Raw genomic sequence first — 23712 nt, 5'->3', positions numbered from 1 at the left:
ACGCCCGGAGAGCTCAACGATCCGAACCCGAAAGTGGTACTGCCGTGCGGAGAAACGGTGTTGGCGGGACCTTGAGTGCTAGAAGCCCCGCCGGAGGTGCGAAGGATCTTGTGCGGGACCTTCGACCCAGGGCGGGTCGGTCGGCCGGCCGCGGGATCGTCCGTTGGGGCCAGGCCCAGGTGGTTCTCTCCCCGGACCTGGCCCCCGCACCCTCCGGGACTAGGACCCCGTTGCCTCCCGCACCTTCAACGCCCTTGCCAGGTCGTCCAGTTGGTCGGCCAGCTTGCGGCGCAGGGCAGGGATGGGGTCGGCGTCGCGCAGGCACTCCCGGCCCAGGCGGAGCGTCTGGGCGTCCACCGAGGACGCGGGGAAGGCCCACCGTCCCGCGACGTCGGCGATGGCGGGGCCGCGCCGGGCCGCCACGGCGACCGCGTCCTCGAAGTAGCGGGGGACGTACTCCCGTACGAGATCGGCCTGTTCGGGCTGCCAGAAGCCCTGGGCGGTGGCGGTGAGGAGGTAGTTCGAGAGGTCGTCGGACGCGAACATCGCCTCCCACGCGCGGCGCTTGGCCTCCGGCTCCGGCAGCGCGGCACGGCAGCGGGCCGCGCCCTCCTGCCCGGTGGCGCTGGGGTCGCGCTCCAGCTCGGCGGCGATCGCGGACTCGTCGGCGGCGCCAAGGACGGCGAGGCGGGTCAGGACGCGCCAGCGCAGCTCGGGGTCGAGCTCGGGACCGCCGGGGACGGTGCCCTCGGCGAGCCACTCCTGGAGCGGGTCGGGGCGCGTCGCCACGTCGATGAAGCCGCGCACGGCGGTGAGCCGCAGACCCGCGTGCGAGCCGTCCTCCGTGCGCCGGATCAGGTCGCGGCACAGCTCGGTGAGCGTGGTGAGGGCGAAGGGCCGCTCGGCCGGTGACAGGAAGCGGCCCGCGACGTGGGTGGTGGCGAAGGCGAGGACGCCCTGGACGAGGGCGAGGTCGGTCTCCTCGGGCAGATGCGCGCGGGCCGCCTCCAGGTAGGTCCTGCCCGCGAGTTCGCCGTCGCGGACCATGTCGCGCAGGCTGTTCCACAGGACGGCGCGGGTCAGGGCGTCGGGGACGCGGGAGAGGCTGCGCAGGGCGGTCTCCATGGAGACCTCGTCGAGGCGGACCTTGGCGTACGTGAGGTCCTGGTCGTTCGGGACGATCAGGGCGGGGCGCCCGCCGTCGCGCGGCGGGGCAGCAGCTCCGGAGCGGGGCACGTCCGTCTCGTACCGCTCGCGCAGGACCAGGCCCTGGGGGTCGGTGAGGTCGCGGTCGAAGACCCCGACCGCGACGCGGTGGGGGCGGCTGCCCGCGCGGTCGACGGCGAGGGTCCACTCCCGTGCGTCGTGCGTGACCGTCGAGGTGAGCGTGTCGACGCCGGTGGTGCGCAGCCAGGCGTCGGCCCATCCGTGCACGTCGCGGTCGGTGTTGTGCGCGAGGGATTCGATGAAGTCGGCGAGGGTGGCGTTGGCGAACTTGTGCCGGGCGATGTGGGTGTTGATGCCGGCGAGGAAGTCCTTCTCGCCCAGCCAGGCGACGAGTTGGCGCAGGGCGGACGCGCCCTTGGCGTACGAGATGCCGTCGAAGTTGAGCATCGCGGACGCGGTGTCGGGCACGGCGTCCGGGTCGGGCGCGACGGGGTGCGTGGAGGGGCGCTGGTCGGCGTCGTACCCCCACGACTTGCGGGCGACGCCGAAGTCGGTCCAGGTGTCCCGGAAGCGGGTGGCCTCGGCGGTGGTCTGGAAGCCCATGTACTCGGCGAAGGACTCGTTCAGCCAGATGTCGTCCCACCAGCGCAGCGTCACGAGGTCGCCGAACCACATGTGGGCCATCTCGTGGGCGATGACCATGGCGCGGGTCTGCCGCTCGGTCTCGGTGACCGCCGAGCGGTAGATGAACTCGTCGCGGAAGGTGACGAGTCCGGGGTTCTCCATCGCGCCCGCGTTGAACTCCGGGACGAACGCCTGGTCGTAGGAGTCGAAGGGGTAGGGCTCCTCGAACTTCTCGTGGTACCGGTCGTAGCACGCGCGCGTGACGTCGAGGATCTCGTCGGCGTCCGCGTCCAGGAAGGGCGCGAGCGAGCGGCGGCAGTGGATGCCGAAGGGAAGGCCGCGGTGTTCGGTGCGGACCGAGTGCCAGGGGCCCGCGGCGACGGCGACGAGGTACGTGGAGATCAGCGGGGTGGCGGCGGCCCGCCACGTCCCGCCGCCCACGTGCTCGGTCACGCCGTTCGCGAGGACGGTCCAGTCCTCGGGGGCGGTGACGGTCAGCTCGAAGACGGACTTCAGGTCGGGCTGGTCGAAGGCGGCGAAGACGCGCTGCACGTCCTCCATGAACAGCTGCGTGTACGTGTACACCTCGCCGTCCGTGGGGTCGGTGAAGCGGTGCATGCCCTCGCCGGTGTGCGAGTAGCGCATGGCCGCGTCGACGCGCAGTTCGTGCTCGCCCGCGGTGAGTCCGGTGAGCGCGAGCCGGTTCTCCACCAGGCCCGCCGGGTCGAGCGGCTGCCCGTCGAGGGTGACGGAACGCAGCTCGGCCGGCTTGAGCTCGACGAAGGTGTCCACCGTGGCCGCGCTCTCGCCGAGCGCCGTGAACCGGATGACGGTACGGGAGCCGAAGGTCTCGGCACCCCGGGTGAGGTCGAGCTCGACCGTGTACCGCTGGACGTCGATGAGCCGGGCTCGGGTCTGCGCTTCGTCGCGCGTCAGTACGGGCATGCGTCCATGCTGCCTGATGACCCCGCCGGTGACGCGGGGTGCCCTCAGATCATCAGGAAGACTTGGCGATCGTCTCGTGGTGGCGGATGACCTCCGCGATGATGAAGTTCAGCAGCTTCTCGGCGAACGCCGGGTCCAGCTTCGCGCTCTCCGCGAGCTCGCGGAGCCGGGCGATCTGGCGGGCCTCGCGGTCCGGGTCGGCGGGCGGGAGATGGTGGTTGGCCTTGAGGTGGCCGACCTGCTGGGTGCACTTGAAGCGCTCGGCGAGCATGTGGACGACGGCGGCGTCGATGTTGTCGATGCTGTCGCGCAGGCGGGACAGTTCGGCGCGCACGGCCTCGTCCGCGGCACCGGCACCGTTCGCGTCACTCGTGTGGCTGGTGGTCATGGTCCACGAGCCTACGTTGCCTCTCCTTCGCCGCCGACGGCGGAAGAGCGCAAAATCGGCGGATGGTCGGGGTCGGGAATCTGCTGCGACCAGCCGCCGGGGACCGTGCGTCCCTGCTGCTCGCGGAAGCGGACGGGCGCCATGCCCACGCGGCGCGTGAACAGCCGCGAGAAGTAGGCGGGGTCGTCGTAGCCGACGCGGCGCGCGACGGCCGCCACCGGCAGCTCCGTGGCGGCGAGCAGCTCCTTGGCGCGCCCCAGGCGGATGCCGAGGAGATAGTCCTTGGGACTGCAGCCCGCTCCCCTGCGCACCGCCGTGCGCAGCTCCGCGGGTGTCATGCCGTGCCGGGACGCGTGCTCGGCGACGGAGAGTGGCTGGAAGGCGTCGCGGGCCAGGGCCTGGAGCACCGGGTCGCCGTCGGGGGCGATGTCGGCGCGGGCCCGGCGCAGCGCGACGAGGAGCTCATGGACGGCGGCGCCCGTCTCGACCTCCAGGAGCGGATTGCCGCGCCGTGCCGCGCGCGCGATGCGCCCGACGGCGGCCCGCGCCCCGGTCGCGTCGGAGAGCGGCACCACGGGCCGGCCGGGTTCGATGTAGCCGAGTTCGGTGTACGTCGCCGTGGCGGGCCCGGTGAAGTCGACGAAGCACTCGTCCCAGCCGCTCTCCGGGTCGGGCCCGTAGTGGTGGCGCACCCCGGGGGTGAGCCAGATCAGCGCGGGCGCCGTCACCGTCGTACGCCGGCCGTCGGTCCCCTGGAACCAGCCGCCGCCCGCGCTCACCACGACGGCGACGTGGTGGTCCAGGGTGCGCGGGCCCACGGTCGGCAGGGCGCCGTGCTGGAGGCCGACCCCGAGGCAGGCCAGGCCGAGGCGGTGGTGGGCCGGGCTCGGCGTGAAATACCGCATCCACGTGTGGTACATCCGCTGGTGCCCCTTTCGTCCGGGCCGCGGCCCGCTCGCTGCGTCCAACCCGCCTCGATCTTTGTCCATGGACCCTGCCGCCCGCCAGAGGTGATCGTGGCGGAGCAGTACCTGAGCGAGAGGGACACAGGGACACGATGAACGGCTTCAGGGTGGGCGAGGACGATTTCGAACTGGACGGGCGGCCCGTACGGCTGCTCTCCGGCGCGCTGCACTACTTCCGGGTGCACGAGGCGCAGTGGGGCCACCGCCTCTCGATGCTGCGCGCGATGGGGCTCAACTGCGTGGAGACGTACGTCCCGTGGAACCTCCACGAGCCGCGCCCCGGCGAGTTCAGCGACGTCGAGGCGCTCGGCCGCTTCCTGGACGCGGCCCGGGACGCGGGGCTGTGGGCGATCGTGCGGCCGGGGCCGTACATCTGCGCCGAGTGGGAGAACGGCGGGCTTCCGCACTGGCTGACGGGCGCGGTGGGATCGCGCGCGCGGACCCGCGACGCGGAGTACCTGGGGCACGTGGACCGCTGGTTCGGCCGCCTCCTGGCGCAGGTCGTCCCGCGCCAGCACGACCGGGGCGGTCCCGTGATCATGGTCCAGGTGGAGAACGAGTACGGCAGCTACGGCTCGGACCAGGTCTACCTCCGTCACCTCGCCGATCTGCTGCGCTCCGAGGGCGTGAGCGCCCCCCTCTTCACGTCCGACGGCCCCGAGGACCACATGCTCACCGGCGGGTCCGTCCCCGGTGTCCTGGCGACGGCCAACTTCGGCTCGCAGGCCCGCGCGGGCTTCGAGACGCTGCGCAGGCACCGCCCCAAGGGGCCGCTGATGTGCATGGAGTTCTGGTGCGGCTGGTTCGACCACTGGGGCGCGGAGCATGTCGTGCGGGACGCGGCGGACGCCGCCGGGGCGTTGCGCGAGATCCTGGAGTGCGGGGCCTCGGTCAACCTCTACATGGCGCACGGCGGCACGAACTTCGCCGGGTGGGCGGGGGCGAACCGGGGCGGCGGCGCCCTGCACGACGGCGTTTTGGAGCCGGACGTCACCTCGTACGACTATGACGCGCCCATCGACGAGTTCGGACGCCCCACCGAGAAGTTCCGGCTCTTCCGCGAGGTGCTCGCCGCGTACGCACAAGGCCCGCTGCCCGAGCTGCCCGCGCCGCCGCCCTCGCTGCGGGAGCACACCCCGGTCGACCTCACCGACTGGGCGCCGCTGTCCGCCGTCATGGAGTCGCTCGGCGGCCCCGTGGCGGAGTACGCCGTGCCGCCCACCTTCGAGGAGCTCGACGTCGACCGCGGCCTGGTCCGGTACGCGCTGACGGTGCCGGGTCCGCGGCGGCCCTACCCGCTGAGCGTGCGGGGGCTTCGGGACCGGGCCGTGGTGTCCGTGGACGGGGTGCGGGCGGGTGTCCTCACCGAGGAGGAGCCGACCCTGCCCGAGCCTGTCGCGGGGCACGCGCGCGTGGAGCTGTGGGTGGAGTCCCTGGGGAGGGTCAACTACGGGCCGCGGACCGGTGAGGCGAAGGGCATCACCGGTGGGGTGCTCCATGAGCGGCAGTATCTGCACGGGGTGCGGGCGCAGGGGCTGCGGCTCGACGCGTTCGACTCGGCGGAGGGCGTGCGGGGGGTTCCCGCCAGCGGGAGCGGGGACGGGCGTCCCGGCCTGTACCGGGGGTCGGTGGAGGTGCGCGGGGCCGGTGACGCACTGCTCGAACTGCCGGGCTGGACGCGGGGGTTCGTGTGGGTGAACGGCTTCAATCTGGGGCGGTACTGGGAGGTGGGCCCCCAGACCTCGTTGTACGTTCCCGGGCCGGTGCTGCGCGAGGGCGCCAACGAGGTGTGGGTGCTCGAACTGGAGGGGGCGACGGAGACGGGCCCGATGACGCTCTCCCCGATCCCGCCCCTGCCCCTGCCCCCGCCCGAGAAGTAGAAGTAGAAGTAACCATCCCCGGACGGACGGTCTCCGGCCCGTCCGTCCGGGGAGGCGGTCACCTGCGGCCCCCTCAGACCTCGCGCACCTCGAAGGCGTCCAGGACGAACTCAGCGGTCCCGTCGTCCCCGCTCTTGCGCAGCCCGACCCACGCCTCGCCCTTGGCCGGAGCGGTGAACTCGTAGCTCAGGACGGTCGGTGCGGTCGCGACGGGCAGCTCCTTGCGCTCGATCTCACGGGCCGCGGGCTCATCGACAGCGGTGATCCACGCGTACTGCCCCGCCTTCTCGTTCTCGTACCGGAAGGAGACGCGGTAGCGCTTGCCGGGCTCGAAGCGGGCGGTGTGCGGGACGGTGCGGTAGACGAGACCGGCGTTCTCGCCCCGGGACTTGAGGGACTGCCCGCCGTCGATGACGTCGTCGATCACCTTGCCGTTCCAGCCGCGCTGCGTGAACGGCGCGTGCCGCTGCGCGATGTGCGTACGCGGGTCGGTGACGTCGCCCGCGTCCCCCTTCACGAACGGCCCCCAGCCCTGCGGCACGTGCTCGAAGTCCTCGGAGACCAGGCGCCCCTCCCCGGGGGCCGCGCCGCGCGCGGCGGGGACGACACGCACGTTGTCGAAGCGCACGCGCGCGTCGCCCGCCTCGGCCCGGAGCGTCAGCTCGGCCGAGCCGCCGCCCTCGGGGACGGTGAAGGACACGAACATGCGCTGGAAGCGGGTGCCGTGCTTGCGGTCGGCCGCCACGTAGTTGCCCGCCGTGGAGGTGCGCGTCCAGTTGGCGGCGGTGACCCCGTCGGCGGTACGCACCTCCAAGGTGGCCTTCCGCTCGTCCCCGGCCTTCTCGCCGACCTCGACCTGCACGGAGGCGACGTACCTCCCTGCCTTCAGGCGCCGCAGCCGCTGGCCGACGGCGGCCTTGCCGCCCGAGGGGACGACGAGTTCGTAGTCGCCGAGCTCGCTGCGCTCGACGGACGCGGCCCCGGACACCTTCCAGCCGCGCAGGGAGCCGGAGTTGAAACCGGGGTCGTACAGCGGGGTGCCCTGCCCCCAGCGGGGATCGGGCACGGCGGCGGCACGCGAGCGGTAGAGGACGTAAGGCTGCTTGGCCTGGGCGTCGAGGGTGACCTTGCCGCCGCGGACCGGCACATCGGCGACGAAGACGCGCCCTTGATCGGTGAGCCGGTAGAGGGCGACCCTGCTGAGCCCGGCCCACCCGCGCGGCAGCTGCCAACTCCCCTTTCCGCCCTTGGGGTTGTAGTGATAGAGCTTGCCGGGGTCGGTGGCCTTGCGAGGCTCCCAGGGAAGCAGATAGCTCCCGCCCTCATAGACGACACGGCCGTCGGTGACGACCCGACGACGTCCCCCCGCGTCGGAGACGGTCGTCCCGCCCTCTCCGAAGAAACTGATCTCGTGCTCGCCCCAGGTCTTGATGGGATAGGCCTGGAGATACTTGGCGGGCAGCGAGTCGGTCCAGATCAGGTCATAGAAATAAGCCCAGTCGGTCTTGCCGACCCACCCTTCGAAGTTGCCCATGCGAGCGATGCCGAGAAGCGTCGGCCATTTGTCGGCGAAGACATCCTTCTGATGATTCCGGACGAAGCGAATCAGCCGTGAATTGATGCCGCGGGACGTGTCGGGACCGTAATCCGGCTCAGTGGCCCAGTGCGACCAGACAGAAGAGCGCTCGAATCCGTGACCCCATTCGCTGGTGACGATCCAGCCCTGCTCGCGCAGGGCGCGCTGGAGCCGGTCGGAGGTCCATCCGGACTCGCGGAAAACATCGATGTAGAGAGCGTTGAGCGCGCCGTCGGCTTCCTTCCGCAGGTCGGCGAAGCGCTTGACGATGTCGCCGGACACCAGGTCCCGCCGCTGATCGATGCGGTAGCTCTGATCCAGCCAGTCCCACTGCTCATTGGCCTTGTCGACGAGTTTCTCGGAGAAGGCGTTCGCGACGGGATAGGACTCCGTGGCATTCACATGGACACTGAAGTCGCTGTTCCACTTCTTCCCTTCCACGACCAGGGTGTTCATGTCGTCGAGCCCGCCCGCGCGGACGTTGTAATTGCCCGCGTAGTCGGGGTGCGCGGAGTCGTGACCCTCGGACTGGTAGCCCTTGAGCAGCGTGTACTGCCGCAGACCATCCGTGGCCAGGTGAATCCGCTTCACCTGGTCGAGGGTCGCCAGGAACGGATTCGTGGCCTGCGAGGCGAAGTTGAACGGAATGTGCGGGACGACGCGCAGATGCTGCTCGTCGGCGCCGAGCGGCTTCACCATGATGTCGCGGAACGCGATGGCGGCGTCCTGCCAGTCGACCTTGCCGTCGCCGTTGCGGTCGCCGGTGATGACGACGGTGGCGTACGGCAGGGGCTCGGTGTCGCCGACGGCGGCGGTGGCCGCGCGGTGCGTCCACTGGCCGGGGGCGAGGCGGGCCTCCACGTAACCGCTCTTCTTGACCGTCTCCCGCCAGAGCCGGCCGTTGTCCCAGGTGGTTCCGGCCTCGGTGGTCGGCTTGTCGTAGACGGTGTTGGTCTCGAGGGCGCCGCCCAGCGTGTCGTGCGCGACGACGGCGTAGGCGCAGCCGGTGGCCGCTTCCGCGGCGGTGTCCGGCGCGAGCCTGACCTCGGTGTCGCCGCTCTTGGCCTTGTCGAGCTGGATCTTGGCGGCGAGGAGGGTGGCGCCGGGCTGATCGCTGCGTACGGAGAGGAGGGCGAGGCCGGGGATGCGGAGGGTGCCGACGCGCAGGGCATCGGTGTCATCGATGCCCGTGACGCGCCAGTGCAGTTGTCGCCCCTTCAGGGCGATCTCGACATGGATGGTGGCGCCCCCACGGAGGCCAAGGACGTACGCGACCCGACCCTCCCCATCGACCGTGCTCGTCACCGTGGGGGTGTGCGCCACCTCGTCCACCAGGAGGGTGGTGACGGCCTCCGACTGCGCGTGCAGGACCGCTTTGGTGGAGCGGTCCGTGTACGAGATGACGCGGGGGAAGTCGGTGGCGACGCGCACGTCGAGGTCGGCGGAGCGGAGGACGGCTTCTCCCGCCGCGGCGGCTGCGGTGCCGCCGAAGCCGATGGCTGCGGTGACTCCGGCCAGCGCGCCCGTGGCGACGACGGCTCTGCGGCTTGGACCGGACGTGTCTGACGGCTGCATGGCACCCCTCCGTGGGACGGATCTCGGTGCGGTCACCCTGCGCCGGAAGGCCCACGTGCGCCCATGGACAAAGCGGAAGCAGGTCTTGGACTCTCCCACCCACCCACCCGATCACCCCGCATCCACCCCTCAACGAACAACCTTTCCCGCCCACCCACCCGATTGCCCCGCAGCGCCAAGAGTGATCCGAACAGCGGGTGGGGGGGCGGGGGCGGAGGCGAAGAGACGGGGCCCGATTGCCCGCAGCACCAAGGGGTGGCCCGTACAGCAAGTGGGGGGCGGGGGCGGAAGCCAAGAGACGGGGCCCGATTTCAAAGGTGATCCGTACATCGGGTGGGGGCGGAGGCGAAGAGGCTGGTAGGGCTTGGGCGGGGCAGTGAATGGCGGCGCAGGTGTGACGCACGCCTGCCACGTGAGCCCGACCCTCGCGCACCCGCAGTCGGCAGCGCACGCGAGGGGACGTGCCGGTATGTCCGCCCGGAGCACAGCTCGCGGCGCTCCGGCGCCGAAGCACCCAAGCGGCCACCGGACGATAGCGAGGACGGACATACCGGCGCGGCACCGCACCCACACACAGACCAACCCCGCAGCACGCCCCACGACCCGCAGCCGGCCGCCCACGCAAGGGGACGCGGCGGTGTGTCCGCCCGGAGCACAGCTCCCGACACTCCGGAGCCGCAGCAACCCCACGGCCACCGGACGATAGCGAGGACGGACATACCGGCGCGGCACCGCACCCACCCACAGACCGACCCCGCAGGCCCCGCACCCGCACCCGCACAGACGAACGCGGGGCCGGACCAACCCGCTGGTCCGGCCCCGCGCAGCGTCCAGCGGAAGCTCAGAGCTCCGACGCCGCCTTCTCTATGTCACCGGCGAACGTCGACACCTCGGTGTACACGCCGGGGAACTTCGGCCGAGCACACCCGTTGCCCCAGCTCACGATGCCCACCTGGACGTACTCACCGGCCTCGTCCTTGCGGAACATGGGGCCACCGGAGTCACCCTGGCAGGTGTCCGTGCCGCCCTCCGCCAGCCTCCCGGCGCAGAGCTCCTCGCCGGGCGTGAGGTCGGCGCCGTACGCGGCCTCGCAGTCCGCGTCGCTGATGAACGGGACCTTCGCCTTGAGGAGGTAGCGCTGCTGCTCGCCGCCCTCCTTGTCGGCACCCCAACCGGCGATGTCGAAGTCGCCCTCGTTGTACTTGGTGTCCTTGGCTATCTTCAGCGTGGGCTGGTCGATCGGCTTCTCGAGCTTGATCAGCGCCCAGTCCTTGCCCTTGCCGTTGTAGCCCGGCGCCTGAAGCACCTTCGTGGACTTCACGGTGATCGCGTCCGGGCTCTCCAGGTCCACGACACCACCGGTGGCGGTGATGCTCGTGTTGTCGCCCGAACCGTCCACACAGTGGGCGGCGGTCAGCACGATGTCCTGGGCGTACAGCGCGCCGCCACAGCCCATCGACAGACGGACCATGAACGGGAACTCACCCTGCTCGGCGGGGGTGCCGCCGACCACGCGCTCACCCGGAGTGGGGCCGGGGTGCGGGGCCGCGGAAGCGGCGACGGGCTGGAGACTGACGGCGGCGAGGGCGATGGCACCGAGGGTGGCGGCTCTCTTGACTCCACGCAGCTTGGTGTTCAACGGGCTTCCCTTCGTGGGGGGTTCGTGGGGGGTTCGTGGGGGTTGCTCGCGTCCGCGGGCCCATTCCCACCCCGCAGAAGCACCGGAATGGCATGAGCCCGCCAAAGCGTTGTTGCGGATTATGGAGATCGGTGTCCGCATAGAGCAAGGGGCGGTTTTCGGCCACGCCCCCGCGCGTGGGCTGGTTCCGGATACGGGGGTGCGCCTTACAGTGGAAGCGAGTTGGGGCGAGTTGCGGCAACTCGCCACGAGCTGACACGACTCGAACCGCCTTATGGGGGTGTGCGCGTGACGGACGGCGGGCCGGTGGTGCACGGCTACCCCCACCTGGAGACGGTGCGCTCCGCGATCACCGCGCTCTACAAACGCCTGTCGTACGACACCGTCCACACCTTCGACACCAGCATCACCCCGGCCGACGTCGCCTTCTCCGACCAGGACGATCTGCATCTGGGCGTACAGCGCGTGGCCCGCGAGATGGTGCGGCACCTCCACCTTCCGGACGCCCGCATGATCGTCAGCTTCCGCGAGATGGAACACGCGGCGTACGTCGAACTCGCCGCGGGCCCCGAGTACTTCATCGAGCTCAACGACCGGTTCCGCACGCACCGCAGGGACATCGGCGCGGCACTCGCCCACGAGGTCATGCACGTCTACCTGCACCGGCTTGATTTGGCTTTCCCCGGCACCCGCGACAACGAGATCCTCACGGACACCGCCACCACCTACTTGGGCGCGGGGTGGCTCCTCCTGGACGCCTACCGCGAGGACGGCGCCTCGTCACAGAAGCTGGGCTATCTCACGCCGGAGGAGTTCGGGTACGTACTCGCCAAGCGGGCCATCGCCTTCGGCGAGGCGCCGGAGACGTGGTTCACCAGCGCGCAGGCCTACACCGCGTACACGAAGGGGCTCGCGCAGGCCCGGCGCGACGAACAGCAGCCGCCGCTGACGGCCGCGGGGTGGGCGGGCCGACGGCGGTACGCGAAGGATCGGCGGTACGCGCAGGAGCACGGCTCCGGCGGAGCGGGGGCGAGCGCGGGGGCGGGGGCCGGTGCGGGCGCGGCGCCCCGCGGCGGTGCGTACTCGTTCTCCCCCGCGCCGGGCGGGGCCGGGCCGCTGCGGGTCTCGTTCCCCTGCCCCACGTGTCAGCAGCGGATCCGGCTGCCTGCCCGGGGCAGGATGCGGGCGCGGTGCACGTTGTGCCGGACGGTGCTGGAGTGCGACACGTGAGGGTGCGCGGCAGAGCAAGCCGAGCGAAGGGCGGTTGGGCACAAGGGACTTGAGCGCAGGGAGTCAGCCCTGACCCCAGTGCGCGGGGCGCGCCAGGGCCGGCGGCAGCTTCGTCCCGGCGTCGCCCTTCGCCGCGTTCACCTGCGACTGGGTCAGGAAGATGCTGCCGGTGAGGTCCGCTCCCCGCAGGTCCGCGTCCCGGAGGTCAGCGCCGATCAGATCGGCCTGGCGGAGGTCGGCGCCTCGGAGGTCGGCGGCGATGAGGTAGGCGCCGCGGAGGGTGACGCCCCGGAGATCGGCACCCTTGAGGCGGGCGCCGAACAGGTCGGCTCCCCGGCGGTCCTTCTTCTTCTGCCGGATGCCCGTGCGGACGAGTTCGCTGGTGCGCAGGAGGAGGACGTTGACGTCCTCGCGGTGCGCGGCCACGTCCGTCTCGGCCACGGCGGCGGGGGTGCCCCGGGTGAGGTGCTCGGTCTTGTCCAGCGCGCTGCGGAGCTCGGCCCGGATCGGGCGGGCCTGCGGCAGGGCGATCGCCTCGGTCAGGTACCAGAGCAGTTCGTGGAGTTGGCGCATCACCGGGAAGACGTCGAACATCTGGCGGGCGGTGTCGGGGTCCTGCCGCCAGTCGACGCCGCCGTAGGTGGACCGGGAGACCTTCTGGCCGGCGCCGAAGCAGTCGTAGACCGTGCAGCCCGAGAAGCCCTTCTGGCGCAGCTTCTGATGGATGCCGCAGCGGAAGTCCTGCTGGAGGTTGGTGCAGGGAGTGCCCGCGGCCTTGTTGACGGGGAAGTCCGAGGACTTGGAGAAGGTGAGGGCCACGCAGCAGAGCCCGAAGCAACTGCCGCAGTCGGCCCGCAGATCCTGCCGGTCGTCGCCCCGGCCGTCACCGACCACGGGCAACAGCTGACGCTCACGCTCACGCTGCTCGGACATCAGGGCCTTCCTCGGGGCGCTGCGGGGCAATCGGTCGGGTGGGCGCGAAGGCCCGTTTCATCCAGAGGCGGAGCGGGGCGATCAGGTGGGAGGACGGGCCGGCGGAAGGGCGAGGCCTGTCCGGCGGCGGGGTACGGAACCCCGCCGCCGGGCACACGCACTACGCCGCCCGGCGCCCCGCGCCCCCGCTGGAGCGACCGCCGCCACGCCTCGCGCGGCCACCGCCGCCACCGGCGCCACCGCCCGCGGAAGGCCTGCCGCCCGCGGAGGGCCTGCCCCCGGCAGCGGGCCTGCCGCCGCCCTGGGACTGGGACCTGGACTGGCCGCCGCCCTGGCCGCCGCCGCCCTGGGAGGACTGCGACTGCCCCTGCGGGCGAGACCTGCGCTGGCCCTGGCCACCCTGGCCACCGCCGCCGCCACCGGCGGGACGCCGCCGCCCACGCTGCTGCGGCGAGGCCTGCTGCTGGGGCACGTCGATGACCACCGGCACGCCGGAGGGCTCGCGCGCACCGGTGATGCGCGACAGTTCCTCGTCCGTGGACTTCACCCGCGCCGTCCGCGGGCTGATCTCCGCGTCGGACATCAGCCGCGTCATCTCGCGCTTCTCGTCCGGCAGGACGAGCGTGACGACACTGCCCGACTCCCCGGCGCGCGCGGTGCGCCCACCGCGGTGGAGGTAGTCCTTGTGGTCGGTGGGCGGGTCGACGTTCACGACCAGGTCGAGGTCGTCGACGTGGATGCCGCGGGCCGCCACGTTCGTGGCGACGAGCGCGGTGACCTGCCCGGTCTTGAACTGGTCCAGGGTCCGGTTGCGCTGCGGCTGCGAACGGCCGCCGTGCAGCCCGGAGGCCCGTACGCCGTTGGCGAGCAGCCGCTTGGTGAAGCGGTCCACCGCGCGCTTGGTGTCCAGGAACATGATCACCCGGCCCTCTCGGGCGGCGATGCGCAGGGCCACGGCCTTCTTGTCGGTCTCGTCGGCGACGTACAGAACGTGGTGTTCCATCGTCGTGACCGCGCCCGCGGACGGGTCGACCGAGTGCACGACCGGGTCCGTCAGGAACATCCGGACCAGACGGTCGATGTTCTTGTCGAGCGTCGCCGAGAAGAGCATCGTCTGGCCGCCCTGCTCCACCTGCTTCAGGAGCGCGGTGACCTGCGGCATGAAGCCCATGTCGGCCATCTGGTCGGCTTCGTCGAGGACCGTCGTCCGCACCTGCGAGAGATCGGCGTCGCCGCGCTCGATGAGGTCCTTGAGACGGCCGGGGGTCGCCACCATGATCTCGGCGCCGCGGCGGAGCGTGCCCGCCTGCTTGGTGATGGAGAGGCCGCCGACGACCGTCGACATGCGCAGGTTCACGGACGTCGCGTACGGCGTCAGCGCGTCCGTCACCTGCTGGGCGAGCTCACGCGTGGGGACCAGGACCAGGGCGAGGGGAGAGCGCGGCTCGGCGCGGCGGCCCGCGGTGCGGGCCAGGAGCGCGAGGCCGAAGGCGAGGGTCTTGCCGGAGCCGGTACGGCCGCGGCCGAGGATGTCGCGGCCCGCGAGCGAGTTGGGGAGCGTGGCTGCCTGGATCGGGAAGGGCTCGGTCACGCCCTGCGCGGCCAGCGTCTTGAGCAGCGCCTCGGGCATGTCGAGGTCGGCGAACGCCTCGACGGCGGGCAGCGCGGGCGTGATGCTCTCGGGCAGCGCGAATTCGCCGCCGACGGGCTTCGCCTTGGGGCGGCCGGGCTTCTTCGCGGCGCCCCTCGCCTGGCCGCCGGCCACCGGAGCCTTTCCGCGTGCGTTCGTGGAGCGCCCGCGGGCAGGACGTGCGGGGCGATCGGAGCGATTCATACGGAAATGCCTTCCTGGGCCTGGTGACAGCACAAGCCGGGACCCGCACCTTTCCGGTGCGGGCCCCGGCTATGAGGTTCGCGTGCTACGACGATCAGGCGGGAACGATGTTCTCCGCCTGCAGGCCCTTCTGGCCCTGCGTGACGTCGAAGGAGACCTTCTGGCCCTCGAGGAGCTCACGGAAGCCCGAGGACGCGATGTTCGAGTAGTGGGCGAAGACGTCGGGGCCGCCGCCGTCCTGCTCGATGAAGCCGAAGCCCTTTTCAGCGTTGAACCACTTAACGGTGCCAGTTGCCATGTCAATCTCCTCAACAGGGGCAGAGTAAGGAAAACCACGGAATTGTGGATTCCAAGCGCTGCAATGACCCCCATCCCGGAGAGACCGGAAAAAAACAATAATGCGCCCTCGGAGCATTCCCGTCAGGCGCACATAAAGTTCATGGGTACCAAAACTGCGACGCATAAGCCTAACACGGACGAGGGACCCGTTGTTCCAAGGTCCCCACAGGCCGCACGGGACAAGGGCGAACCCCTTACGCCACTCGCCGCGCGGCCGGGCCGGCCGCCGGGCGAGATACCTGCCGCACGCACCTTCCTCCTGCGGGGGCACCCCGCTACCTTCAACCAAACAATCGCTTGGTTGAGCGACGAGTGGCCATGGCGACCGCTACCGAGGAAGGCGGCCCAATGCGCATCACCCGAACACGTACGGCAGTCGGCGTCGCGGTGTCCACGCTCGCCCTGGGCGTCCTGCCCGCCTGGGCGGCCCACGCCGAGCCCGCCGCACCCACCGCACCCGAGCGCGGCACGGCCCGGCACGCCCCGCACCACCCCTCCCGACCCGCATCCGACGGCGTACGCCAGATCCCCCTCCAAGGCGCCGTCAACGTGCGGGACCTGGGCGGCTACCGCACCTACGACGGGGAGCGGGTCCGCTACGGCCAGATCTTCCGCGCGGACGCCCTGGCGAAGCTCACCGACGCCGACGTCGCCACGCTCGGCGGACTCGGCCTGAAGAAGGTCGTCGACTTCCGGGTGCCCGCCGAGGTCCAGTACGACGGGCCCGACCGGCTGCCCGCCGGGCTCACCCCGACCTCCCGGCCCATCAGCGACAACGGCCTCTTCACGACGCTGATGACCGTGATCGGCTCCAGGGACCCGGTCAGGCAGGAGGAGATGCTGGGCAACGGCAAGGCGGACGCCTTCATGCGCGACGTCTACCGCACCTTCGTCACCGACGCCCCGAACCGCGCGCAGTTCGCCGCGACGCTGCGCGACATCGCCCACGGCGGCAAGGCGTCGCCGCTGCTCTACCACTGCACGGCGGGCAAGGACCGCACCGGCTGGACCAGTTACTTGCTGCTGCGTGCCGTCGGCGTCCCCGAGCACACCGCCGTACGCGACTTCCTGGCGTCCAACACCTACCGGGCGGCGTACGACGCGAAGGTGCGCGAGGGCCTGAAGCAGGCCGGTCTGATGCAGAACCCGGATCTGCTGATCCCGCTCCAGGAGGTCCGCACCGGCTATCTGGAGGCCGCGCTGGCCGAGGTGAAGGGGACGTACGGGAGCCTCAACGGCTATCTGAGGAAGGGACTCGGGCTTGATACGCGGACGATTCTCGCGCTGCGGGAGCGGATGGTCGACTAGGGCGCTCGGTACGCGGGGGTCGCAGGGGCCGCGGGAGCCGCAGCGGTCAGGCGGTGGTCACGATCCCCTGCGCCCGTGCCGCCGCGAGCCAGGTCGGGAACTCCCCCACCAGTTGGTCGTACAGGCGGTCGTCCGGGACCGCGAGAGGGTCGTGCCCCGCGTGGAAGAAGCCCGCGTTGTCGACGGCGCGCTTGGCGGGAACGGCGAGTTCGTCGAGCTTGCGGAGGTAGTCGAACTGCTTGCTCTGCGCGTCGCCGAAGCCGATGAACTGCCAGAACAGCGGCAGCTTCGACGCCTTGCACAGATACCGCTCGGCGGCGAGCTTGTTGATGGGGCCGCCGTCGGTCTGGAAGACGACCAGGGCGGGCGCCGTGGAGCCGCTGTCCACGTAGTGGTCGATCACGGCGTCCATCGCCAGGTGGTAGCTGGTCTTGCCCATGTGCCCGAGCCCGGCGACGATCTCCTCGATCCTGCCGTGGTGGCGGTCGAGGGCGATCTCCGTGACGGCGTCGACGTCCGTGGAGAAGAAGACCGTGGGCACGGTGCCGTCGTCGTCGAAGTGCGCGGACAGGCCGAGCACGCGGTCGGCGAGGGCCTGGACGGTGCCGTCCTTGTAGTACGGCTTCATGGAGCCGGAGTAGTCGACGACGAGGTAGACCGCGGCGCGCTCGCCCGCAAGGCCGTGCTTGTGGAGGCTGACTCCGGCGGTCTTGTAGAGGCTCACCAGGGCGGGCGCCGTTTCTTCCACCTTGCGCAGGCTGATCGCCGATCCCATGAGCCGCTCCGCCCTGCCGTCCGTTTCGAGGAGCCGAGAGTACTGGAGAGACCGGAGGCGTGACGTGATCTCTTACGGGCTCGAGGGCAAGGCCGTACTGATCACCGGCGCGGGCCGGGGCCAGGGGGCGGCCGAGGCGCGGCTCTTCGCGGAGGCGGGGGCGCGGGTCGTGGTCACGGACGTGCGGGAGGAGGAGGGCCGGGAGGTCGCCAAGTCCCTTGACGGCCAAGGCCTGTTCGTACGCCATGACGTCACGGACGCGGAGAGCTGGGCGTCGGCGGTCGCGGCCGGGGTGGCGGCCTTCGGGCGCCTGGACGCGCTCGTCAACAACGCCGCGCTGTGGCGGACGGCGCCCGTGGAGGACGAGACGTACGAGAACTTCGAGACCCTGATCCGGGTCAATCTCCTGGGCCCGTTCCTGGGGATCCAGGCGGTGCTGCCCGCGTTGCGGGAGGTGGGTGGCGGGTCGATCGTGAACGTCTCGTCGACGGCTGGGCTCGTGGGGATACGGGGGCATGCGGCTTACGGGTCGACGAAGTTCGGGCTGCGGGGGCTGACCCGGTCCTCCGCGCTGGACCTCGCGGGGTACGGGGTGCGGGTCAACTCCGTGCATCCCGGGGCGATCGACACTCCGATGATCTCGGCGGCGTCGGCCGGGCGGGACTGGTCCCATCTGCCGCTGGGGCGGATGGGCCGCCCCGAGGAGGTCGGGGAGCTGATTCTCTTCCTTGCGTCCGAGGCGTCCTCGTACATCACGGGGGCGGAGTTCGCGGTGGACGGGGGTTCGACGGCGGGGTGAATTGTCCCCAACCTGCATTGTCCCCAACCCCGCCCCTTCCCGAAAACCCGCTCGGCGCGGGGGCCTTGGTGACCGTCGTCACCGGCTCCGCCGAGTTCGTCCTCAAACGCCGGACGGGCTGGAAATCCAGCCCGTCCGGCGTTTGAGGACCGGGGTCTTGGACCGCCTTACCCCGCCTGCTCCTGGAACGCCGGCAGCTCGAAGATCCGCGTCTTGGCCTCGTCGTCCATCAGCTCGACCAGCGGCATGACCAGCTCCCACAGGTCCTGCTTGTCCACCTCCAGGGCGAGCGCGTCGAGGTCGGAGGCGGGCAACGCCCCCGCCTCGTCCGCCACCACCTTCCGCCCCGCCTCCGGCAAGAGCCCCACCAGCGGCAAGAACTCCGCCCAGAGCCCAGTCGTCACCACCGCCCGCACCACCCCACCCAGCACCCCCGCGTCCCGCAGCGAAGGAAGCACGGCCACCGCTCTCCGTTCCTCGTCCCCCAGCAGCGCCACCAGCGGCAGCAGCGACTCCCACAGGTCCTGCTCCGCCACCGTCACCACCAGGGAGTCCAGCCGCTCCTGCGGCTGCGCGGCGGCGAGCGACGCGATGCGCCCGCGCTGCTCCCCCGTCACCATCCCGGCCACGGCCAGCGCCTCCGGCCACAGCCCCTCCCCCGACGCCGAGGCGATGACCGAGGCCAGCCGCTCCGCGCCCATCAGGTCGATGATCTGGCCGAGCCGTTCGGGCACGTCGATCGTGAAGCCGGTCCGCAGGACCGCCGCGTCGTCCACCTGCGGCAGGATGCGGGTCAGTGCGGAGTCCCGGAGGTAGCCGACGAAGCGGCCCATCGTCAGGTAGTCGCCCCGCTCGGCCAGCGCCACCGCGATCCGTACCACCAGGCCCTCGTCGAGCCGGTCGACGATGCCCTTGATCCTGCGCGGGTCGAGATGCCCGCACGACTCCGCCGTGAACGGCACCGGCAGCTTCTCGATGATGTCCGCGGCCCGGGTGGGTTCGAGCCGTCCGGCGACCCCGGCGGCGAGCCGTGGCCCGAGCGCCTTCTGCGAGATCGCGGCCGCGACCCCGGCAGGCACCAGCTTCGTCGCGGACGCGATCCGGTCCAGCATCTCGGGCGTACGGTCGAAGAGCGCCGCGACGCAGCTCTCGCGGAAACGGCGTACGTCCTCGACGGGCAGTGCCTGGAGGAAGGCGAGGTCGTCCGGCTCCACGTCGAGCAGGCGCGCGATCTTCAGGGTCTCCGCCCTGTTCCGCAGCTTGTCCATGGTCTGCTCCCCTCCCTGTCGCTATCGGAACAGAATCCGGCGTACGGGACCCCGGGCCAGCGCGGGCACCAGTTTCAGCGCCTCCTCGGCGGCCTCGTTCAGGCCCGATGCGCGACTCTCGCGTTCCCGCTTCAGCGCGTCGGACAGGAGCGCCAGCTGCTCGGGCGCCAACTGCCCGAAGGATTTGGGTGGTTCGTCCCGCAGCTCCTTGCTCATCCGCTCCCGCTCTTCGGTGCTCATAGGGCCTCCCATGACCAGTACGGATGCCGAGACTGGTCCCGAGACTGAGGCGAAATTGACTAATAGTCAATAGAGCCGGATCCGGAAGGCGCGCTACCGCAAAACCACCCGTAATCTTGTGCGAATGAAACGTGCAGGCCTCCTTCTTCTCGCCGTCGCCCCGCTCGCCACCGTCGCCGTCTACCTCATGGGCGGGGACTCGGACAGCGATGCCGCCGGAGCGGACCAGCGGGGGCCAAGCACCCAGCGGCCCTACGACAAGGACAAGTCGGCGGCCGAGATCAAGGCCGACGACGAGCTGATCGCGGACCTCCCCGCGGGCCTCGCGTCGCCCGCCAAGAAGGAGCTGGCCCAGCAGCTGATCGCCAGCGCGGAGAACTCCACGCTGAACTGGCGCGGGCAGTACGGCTACATCGAGGACATCGACGACGGGCACGGCTACACCGCCGGGATCATCGGATTCTGCACCGGCACGCACGACCTGCTGACCCTCGTCGAGCGCTACACGAAGGACCACCCGGACAACGGCCTCGCCCGCTATCTGCCCGCCCTGCGCAAGGTCGACGGCAGCGACTCGCACGAAGGACTCGACCCGGGCTTCACCAAGGCCTGGAAGGCGGAGGCCCAGGAGCCCGACTTCCGCAAGGCCCAGAACAGCGCGCGCGACCGCATCTACTTCGACCCGGCGGTGCGTCTGGCCAAGCTCGACGGGCTGGGCACGCTGGGGCAGTTCATCTACTACGACGCGATGGTCCTGCACGGCCCCGGCACCGGCCCGCGCGGCTTCTACGGCCTGCGCGAGGCGGCCCTGAAGGAGGCGAACACGCCCGCGCAGGGCGGCAAGGAGAAGGCGTACCTCGACATCTTCCTGGACATCCGCCGCGCGGCGATGAAGTCCGAGAAGGCGCACCGCGACACGACACGCGTGGACACGGCGCAGCGGCAGTTCCTCTACGACGGCAATCTGAGCCTGAAGACGCCGCTGACCTGGAAGGTGTACGGGGAGACGTTCAGGGCTCCGTAACCCTGTGCCCCTGAACGCCCCCCGCAGGGCTCAGCCCTTCACCGCTCCCGCCGCCAGGCCCGAGCCGAGCTTCCGGTGCACGATCACGAAGAAGATCATCACCGGCACGGTGACCAGCGTGGAGCTGGCCATGACCGGGCCCCAGGCCGTGGAGTTCTCACCGAAGAACTGGTAGATGCCCACGGCGGCCGTGTACTTGTCGCTGCCCTTCATGAAGGTGTACGCGAAGACGAACTCGTTCCACGCCGTGATGAAGGCGAAGATCGAGGTCGCGACGAGTCCGGGCGCCACCAGCGGCAGCAGCACCGACCGGAACATCCGGAACCAGGAGGCACCGTCGATGTACGCCGCCTCCTCGACCTCCTTGGGCACGGTCTGGACGAACCCGCGCAGGGTCCAGATCGCGAAGGGGAGCGAGAGGGCGATGTAGACGATGGTCAGGCCGAGCAGCGAGTTGAGCATGTCGTAGTCCCGCATCTGGATGAAGAGCGGGATGACGAGCGCCTCCAGCGGCACCATCTGCACGATCAACACCATGATCAGTACGGAGGTGCGGAAGCGGAACTTGAAGCGGGCCACCGCGATGGCCGCGAAGAGCGAGAGCACCGCGGCGGCCAGGATCGTGCCGAAGCCGACGAGCACCGAGTTCAGCAGGTAGGTGCCGAAGTTGCCCTTCTCGAACACGTAGGTGAAGTGCTCGAAGCTGATGCCGCTGGGCAGCACGTCCGAACCGCGGGTGACTGCCTTCGGGTCGAGTGCCGTGGAGATCATCCAGTACACGGGGAAGAGCGTGAAGAGCAGCAGCGCGGCGACCGCCACGGGCAGGCCGAAGCGTGCGGCGGGTGTGGTGCGACGGGAGCTCACAGGTCCTCCTCCCCCTGGCGGAACAGCGTACGGATGTAGACGATCGTGATGGCGAGGAGCAGCAGCGTCAGCAGGACCGCGGCCGCCGCGCCCGTGCCGTAGTCGTTCTTGGCGAAGGCTTCGATGTACGAGAAGACGCCGAGGTTGTAGACGTCCGGATTGGAGCCGTCGCCGCCCGGCATCAGATAGATCTGGGTGAAGACCTTGAAGTCCCAGATGGTGGAGAGGATGGTCACCACGAGGAAGACCGGCTTGATCGTCGGCACCGTGATCTTCCAGAACCGCTGCCAGGCGTTCGCCCCGTCCAGCTCCCCCGCTTCGTAGAGCTCCTTGGGGATCGTCATCAGGCCCGCGAGGACGGTGATGGCGACGAAGGGGAAGCCGTGGTGGATGACGTTCAGCGTCGCGATCGCGTAGAACGGGCCGCGCTCGGTGAACCAGTTGGTGGTCTCGGGATCGATGAGCCCCATCGAGCCCGCGATCTGGCTGACCATGCCGTCCTGCGGCTGGAAGAGCCAGATCCACACGTACGTGCCGGTGACGGCGGGCATCGCCCAGGCCGCGAGGATCGCGATGGAGCAGATCAGCCGCCAGGCCGGGCCCAGGCGGTTGAGCAGCAGCGCGACGAGCGTGCCCAGGGCGACGGTCAGGCCCACGCAGGCGATCGCGAAGAACGCCGTGTTGGGCAGGACCGTCTTCCACAGGAGCCCGCTGCCGAGCAGGTCGGTGTAGTGGTCGAAGCCGATGAAGGTGCCCACTCCGCCGCCGAACTTGACGGCGTAGTCCTGCATCGAGAGCTTGCCGACCTGGATCAGCGGCCAGAGCAGCAGGCCCGTGAGGACCAGGAGGGAGGGGGCGAGGAGCAGCCACGGCCGGGCGATGCCGACCAGCTTCTTCTTGCGGATGGCTGCTTCGTGTTCCGGTCGGGTGGCGGGGCGGCGGTCCGTGGTGTCTTCCTTCGGACCGCCGCCGACGAGCGTGTCTTTCACAGTGCCGACTCGCCCCTGCCTACTTGTCCTTGGCGAAGATCGCGTCCATGTCCTTGGCGGCCTTGTCCGCCGCCTCCTGGACGGAGGACTTCCCGGTCAGGATGGACTGCACCATGCCGGGGATGACCTTCGAGGCCTGGATCTCGCCGTACGCCTTGGTCTTGGGGACGGTCGCGCCGGCCTCCAGCATCTGCTTGGCGAACGGCTCGACCAGCGGGTCCTTCTTCGCCTCGATCTTCTTCAGCTCGGAGTTCTGACCCGGGAAGTAGTTGGTCTCCTCGGCCCACTTGGCCGCGAAGTCACCCGTGGTCAGCATCTTCACGAACTCCCAGGCGAGGTCCTTCTTGTCCGTGTTGAACGTGGACAGGTAGGAGCCGCCGAGGAAGGACTTGCTCATGCCGCCGGTCTGGCCGGGGATCGGCACGGCGCCGAGCTTGCCCTTGAGGTCCGGGTTGGCCTCGACGATGGCCTTCGGGGTCCAGTTGCCGTTGACGGACATCGCGACCTCGCCCTTGCCCCAGGCGTCGCCGACCTCCTTCTCCGTCCAGGTGTTGACCTTGGCCGGGGAGACCTTGTCCTTGGTGGCGAGGCCCGTGTAGAACTCGATGCCCTTCACGGCCTCCGGGGAGTTGATGCCGGACTTCCACGAGCCGCCCTGCTCCGTGGCGAGTTCGCCTCCGGCGCCCCAGATGAAGGGGGTGGCGAACATTTCGGCGCCGCCCGCGACCGGGAAGGGGATCATCCCTGGCTCCTTGTCCTTCAGCGTCTTGGCCGCGGACTGGAGCTCCTTCCAGGTGGTGGGCGCCTTCAGGTCGTGCTTCTCGAAGACGTCCTTGCGGTAGACGATGCTGCGTACGCCCGCGTACCACGGCATGCCGTACTGCTTGCCGTCGAGCGTGCCCGCGTCCTGGAGGCCCTCGACGAGGTCGTCGCCGAGGCCCGACTTCTTGACCTCGTCGGTCACGTCGACGAGCGCGTCGGTCTCCGCGAACTGCGGGACCCAGGTCGTGCCGACCTCGGCCACGTCCGGGACCTGGTCCTCGCCGCCCTCGATGGCGGTGGTGAACTTCTTCTGCGCGGTGGCCCACTGCTGGTACTCGACGTGGATCTTTGCGCCGGTCTTCTTCTGGAACGCCTTCCCGGCCTCCTTGAAGAAGGGCCTGGCGTCGGGGTTCGTCCCCTCCATGATCCATACGGTCAGGGTCTTGCCCTTGCCGTCGGTCGCGCTGTCGCCGCCGTCGCTCCCGTCATCGCTGCCGCATGCCGTCGCGGTCAGTCCGAGCGTCATGGCGATACCTGCCGCGATGACCCGTCGCTTCATACCGGCCCCCTCATGGGTTCGTGCTGAAT

The 23712-nt window shown here is 70.4% G+C and carries 19 protein-coding genes; 5 read left to right on the top strand and 14 right to left on the bottom strand.

What is annotated here, in order from left to right; genetic code table 11:
- Positions 1 to 219: 219 nt before the first annotated feature.
- The 3 genes from pepN to ACIGXX_RS21620 are packed head-to-tail and all read right to left on the bottom strand — an operon-like array spanning position 220 to position 4044.
- Complete coding sequence (gene pepN, locus ACIGXX_RS21630) at positions 220 to 2736, bottom strand: aminopeptidase N (protein WP_399977791.1); 2517 nt, start codon at positions 2734 to 2736, stop codon at positions 220 to 222.
- 52 nt (positions 2737 to 2788) lie between these two features.
- The gene (locus ACIGXX_RS21625) at positions 2789 to 3124 is read right to left on the bottom strand and encodes a chorismate mutase (RefSeq protein ID WP_351162242.1); all 336 of its coding nucleotides are present in this window, start codon (positions 3122 to 3124) and stop codon (positions 2789 to 2791) included.
- A gap of 11 nt (positions 3125 to 3135) precedes the next feature.
- Positions 3136 to 4044, bottom strand: coding sequence for an AraC family transcriptional regulator (locus tag ACIGXX_RS21620; RefSeq protein WP_351162244.1), 909 nt, complete (start codon positions 4042 to 4044; stop codon positions 3136 to 3138).
- A gap of 137 nt (positions 4045 to 4181) precedes the next feature.
- On the opposite strand from ACIGXX_RS21620, the gene ACIGXX_RS21615 reads away from it, so the two are divergent.
- Positions 4182 to 5969: a beta-galactosidase family protein gene (locus tag ACIGXX_RS21615; RefSeq protein ID WP_399977786.1), complete on the top strand. Its 1788-nt coding sequence runs from the start codon at positions 4182 to 4184 to the stop codon at positions 5967 to 5969.
- Between the two features lie 73 nt (positions 5970 to 6042).
- On the opposite strand, the gene ACIGXX_RS21610 is transcribed toward ACIGXX_RS21615, so the two are convergent.
- Both ACIGXX_RS21610 and ACIGXX_RS21605 read right to left on the bottom strand, forming a co-directional pair.
- Positions 6043 to 9120, bottom strand: a complete 3078-nt coding sequence (locus tag ACIGXX_RS21610; RefSeq protein ID WP_399977783.1) for an endo-alpha-N-acetylgalactosaminidase family protein — start codon at positions 9118 to 9120, stop codon at positions 6043 to 6045.
- 841 nt (positions 9121 to 9961) lie between these two features.
- Positions 9962 to 10759, bottom strand: a complete 798-nt coding sequence (locus ACIGXX_RS21605; protein WP_399977780.1) for a S1 family peptidase — start codon at positions 10757 to 10759, stop codon at positions 9962 to 9964.
- A gap of 288 nt (positions 10760 to 11047) precedes the next feature.
- Here ACIGXX_RS21605 and ACIGXX_RS21600 point away from each other — a divergent pair, with 288 nt between their 5' ends.
- Entirely contained in the window at positions 11048 to 11989 is a 942-nt protein-coding gene (locus tag ACIGXX_RS21600; protein WP_366464532.1) for a hypothetical protein, read from the top strand.
- 63 nt (positions 11990 to 12052) lie between these two features.
- On the opposite strand, the gene ACIGXX_RS21595 is transcribed toward ACIGXX_RS21600, so the two are convergent.
- The 3 genes from ACIGXX_RS21595 to ACIGXX_RS21585 form a co-directional block, all read right to left on the bottom strand.
- The gene (locus tag ACIGXX_RS21595; RefSeq protein WP_361463690.1) at positions 12053 to 12922 is read right to left on the bottom strand and encodes a pentapeptide repeat-containing protein; all 870 of its coding nucleotides are present in this window, start codon (positions 12920 to 12922) and stop codon (positions 12053 to 12055) included.
- Positions 12923 to 13082: 160 nt separating this feature from the next.
- The gene (locus ACIGXX_RS21590) at positions 13083 to 14756 is read right to left on the bottom strand and encodes a DEAD/DEAH box helicase (protein WP_399977775.1); all 1674 of its coding nucleotides are present in this window, start codon (positions 14754 to 14756) and stop codon (positions 13083 to 13085) included.
- 94 nt (positions 14757 to 14850) lie between these two features.
- On the bottom strand, positions 14851 to 15054 hold the full coding sequence (locus ACIGXX_RS21585; RefSeq protein WP_160504463.1) for a cold-shock protein: 204 nt from the start codon (positions 15052 to 15054) through the stop codon (positions 14851 to 14853).
- Positions 15055 to 15443: 389 nt separating this feature from the next.
- Between ACIGXX_RS21585 and ACIGXX_RS21580 the strand changes: the two genes are divergently transcribed.
- On the top strand, positions 15444 to 16403 hold the full coding sequence (locus ACIGXX_RS21580) for a tyrosine-protein phosphatase (RefSeq protein WP_361463694.1): 960 nt from the start codon (positions 15444 to 15446) through the stop codon (positions 16401 to 16403).
- 46 nt (positions 16404 to 16449) lie between these two features.
- Here ACIGXX_RS21580 and ACIGXX_RS21575 read toward each other — a convergent pair whose 3' ends face one another.
- Complete coding sequence (locus tag ACIGXX_RS21575) at positions 16450 to 17178, bottom strand: vWA domain-containing protein (RefSeq protein ID WP_399977770.1); 729 nt, start codon at positions 17176 to 17178, stop codon at positions 16450 to 16452.
- 67 nt (positions 17179 to 17245) lie between these two features.
- Here ACIGXX_RS21575 and ACIGXX_RS21570 point away from each other — a divergent pair, with 67 nt between their 5' ends.
- A complete protein-coding gene (locus ACIGXX_RS21570; RefSeq protein ID WP_351162529.1) occupies positions 17246 to 17977 on the top strand; it encodes a glucose 1-dehydrogenase in 732 nt (243 codons plus the stop codon).
- Between the two features lie 167 nt (positions 17978 to 18144).
- On the opposite strand, the gene ACIGXX_RS21565 is transcribed toward ACIGXX_RS21570, so the two are convergent.
- Both ACIGXX_RS21565 and ACIGXX_RS21560 read right to left on the bottom strand, forming a co-directional pair.
- On the bottom strand, positions 18145 to 19245 hold the full coding sequence (locus tag ACIGXX_RS21565; protein ID WP_399977767.1) for a hypothetical protein: 1101 nt from the start codon (positions 19243 to 19245) through the stop codon (positions 18145 to 18147).
- Between the two features lie 21 nt (positions 19246 to 19266).
- Positions 19267 to 19485: a hypothetical protein gene (locus ACIGXX_RS21560; protein WP_399977765.1), complete on the bottom strand. Its 219-nt coding sequence runs from the start codon at positions 19483 to 19485 to the stop codon at positions 19267 to 19269.
- 124 nt (positions 19486 to 19609) lie between these two features.
- On the opposite strand from ACIGXX_RS21560, the gene ACIGXX_RS21555 reads away from it, so the two are divergent.
- Complete coding sequence (locus tag ACIGXX_RS21555; protein ID WP_351162267.1) at positions 19610 to 20509, top strand: chitosanase; 900 nt, start codon at positions 19610 to 19612, stop codon at positions 20507 to 20509.
- A 30-nt stretch (positions 20510 to 20539) separates the two neighbouring features.
- On the opposite strand, the gene ACIGXX_RS21550 is transcribed toward ACIGXX_RS21555, so the two are convergent.
- From ACIGXX_RS21550 to ACIGXX_RS21540, 3 genes are read right to left on the bottom strand one after another with little or no spacing between them, the layout of a single operon-like run.
- Positions 20540 to 21373, bottom strand: a complete 834-nt coding sequence (locus ACIGXX_RS21550) for a carbohydrate ABC transporter permease (protein ID WP_399977762.1) — start codon at positions 21371 to 21373, stop codon at positions 20540 to 20542.
- Positions 21370 to 22362 carry a sugar ABC transporter permease gene (locus ACIGXX_RS21545; RefSeq protein ID WP_351162271.1) on the bottom strand — a complete coding sequence of 331 codons (993 nt, stop codon included), beginning with the start codon at positions 22360 to 22362 and terminating at the stop codon, positions 21370 to 21372. The genes ACIGXX_RS21550 and ACIGXX_RS21545 overlap by 4 nt, the downstream gene beginning before the upstream one ends.
- Before the next feature lie 19 nt (positions 22363 to 22381).
- Positions 22382 to 23683, bottom strand: coding sequence for a sugar ABC transporter substrate-binding protein (locus tag ACIGXX_RS21540; protein WP_351162273.1), 1302 nt, complete (start codon positions 23681 to 23683; stop codon positions 22382 to 22384).
- Positions 23684 to 23712: the final 29 nt, after the last annotated feature.

The organism is Streptomyces sp. NPDC055243 (genome assembly GCF_044544025.1).
In the GTDB taxonomy this organism is placed as follows: Bacteria; Actinomycetota; Actinomycetes; order Streptomycetales; family Streptomycetaceae; genus Streptomyces.
This window is presented reverse-complemented; position numbering and strand designations above follow the sequence as displayed.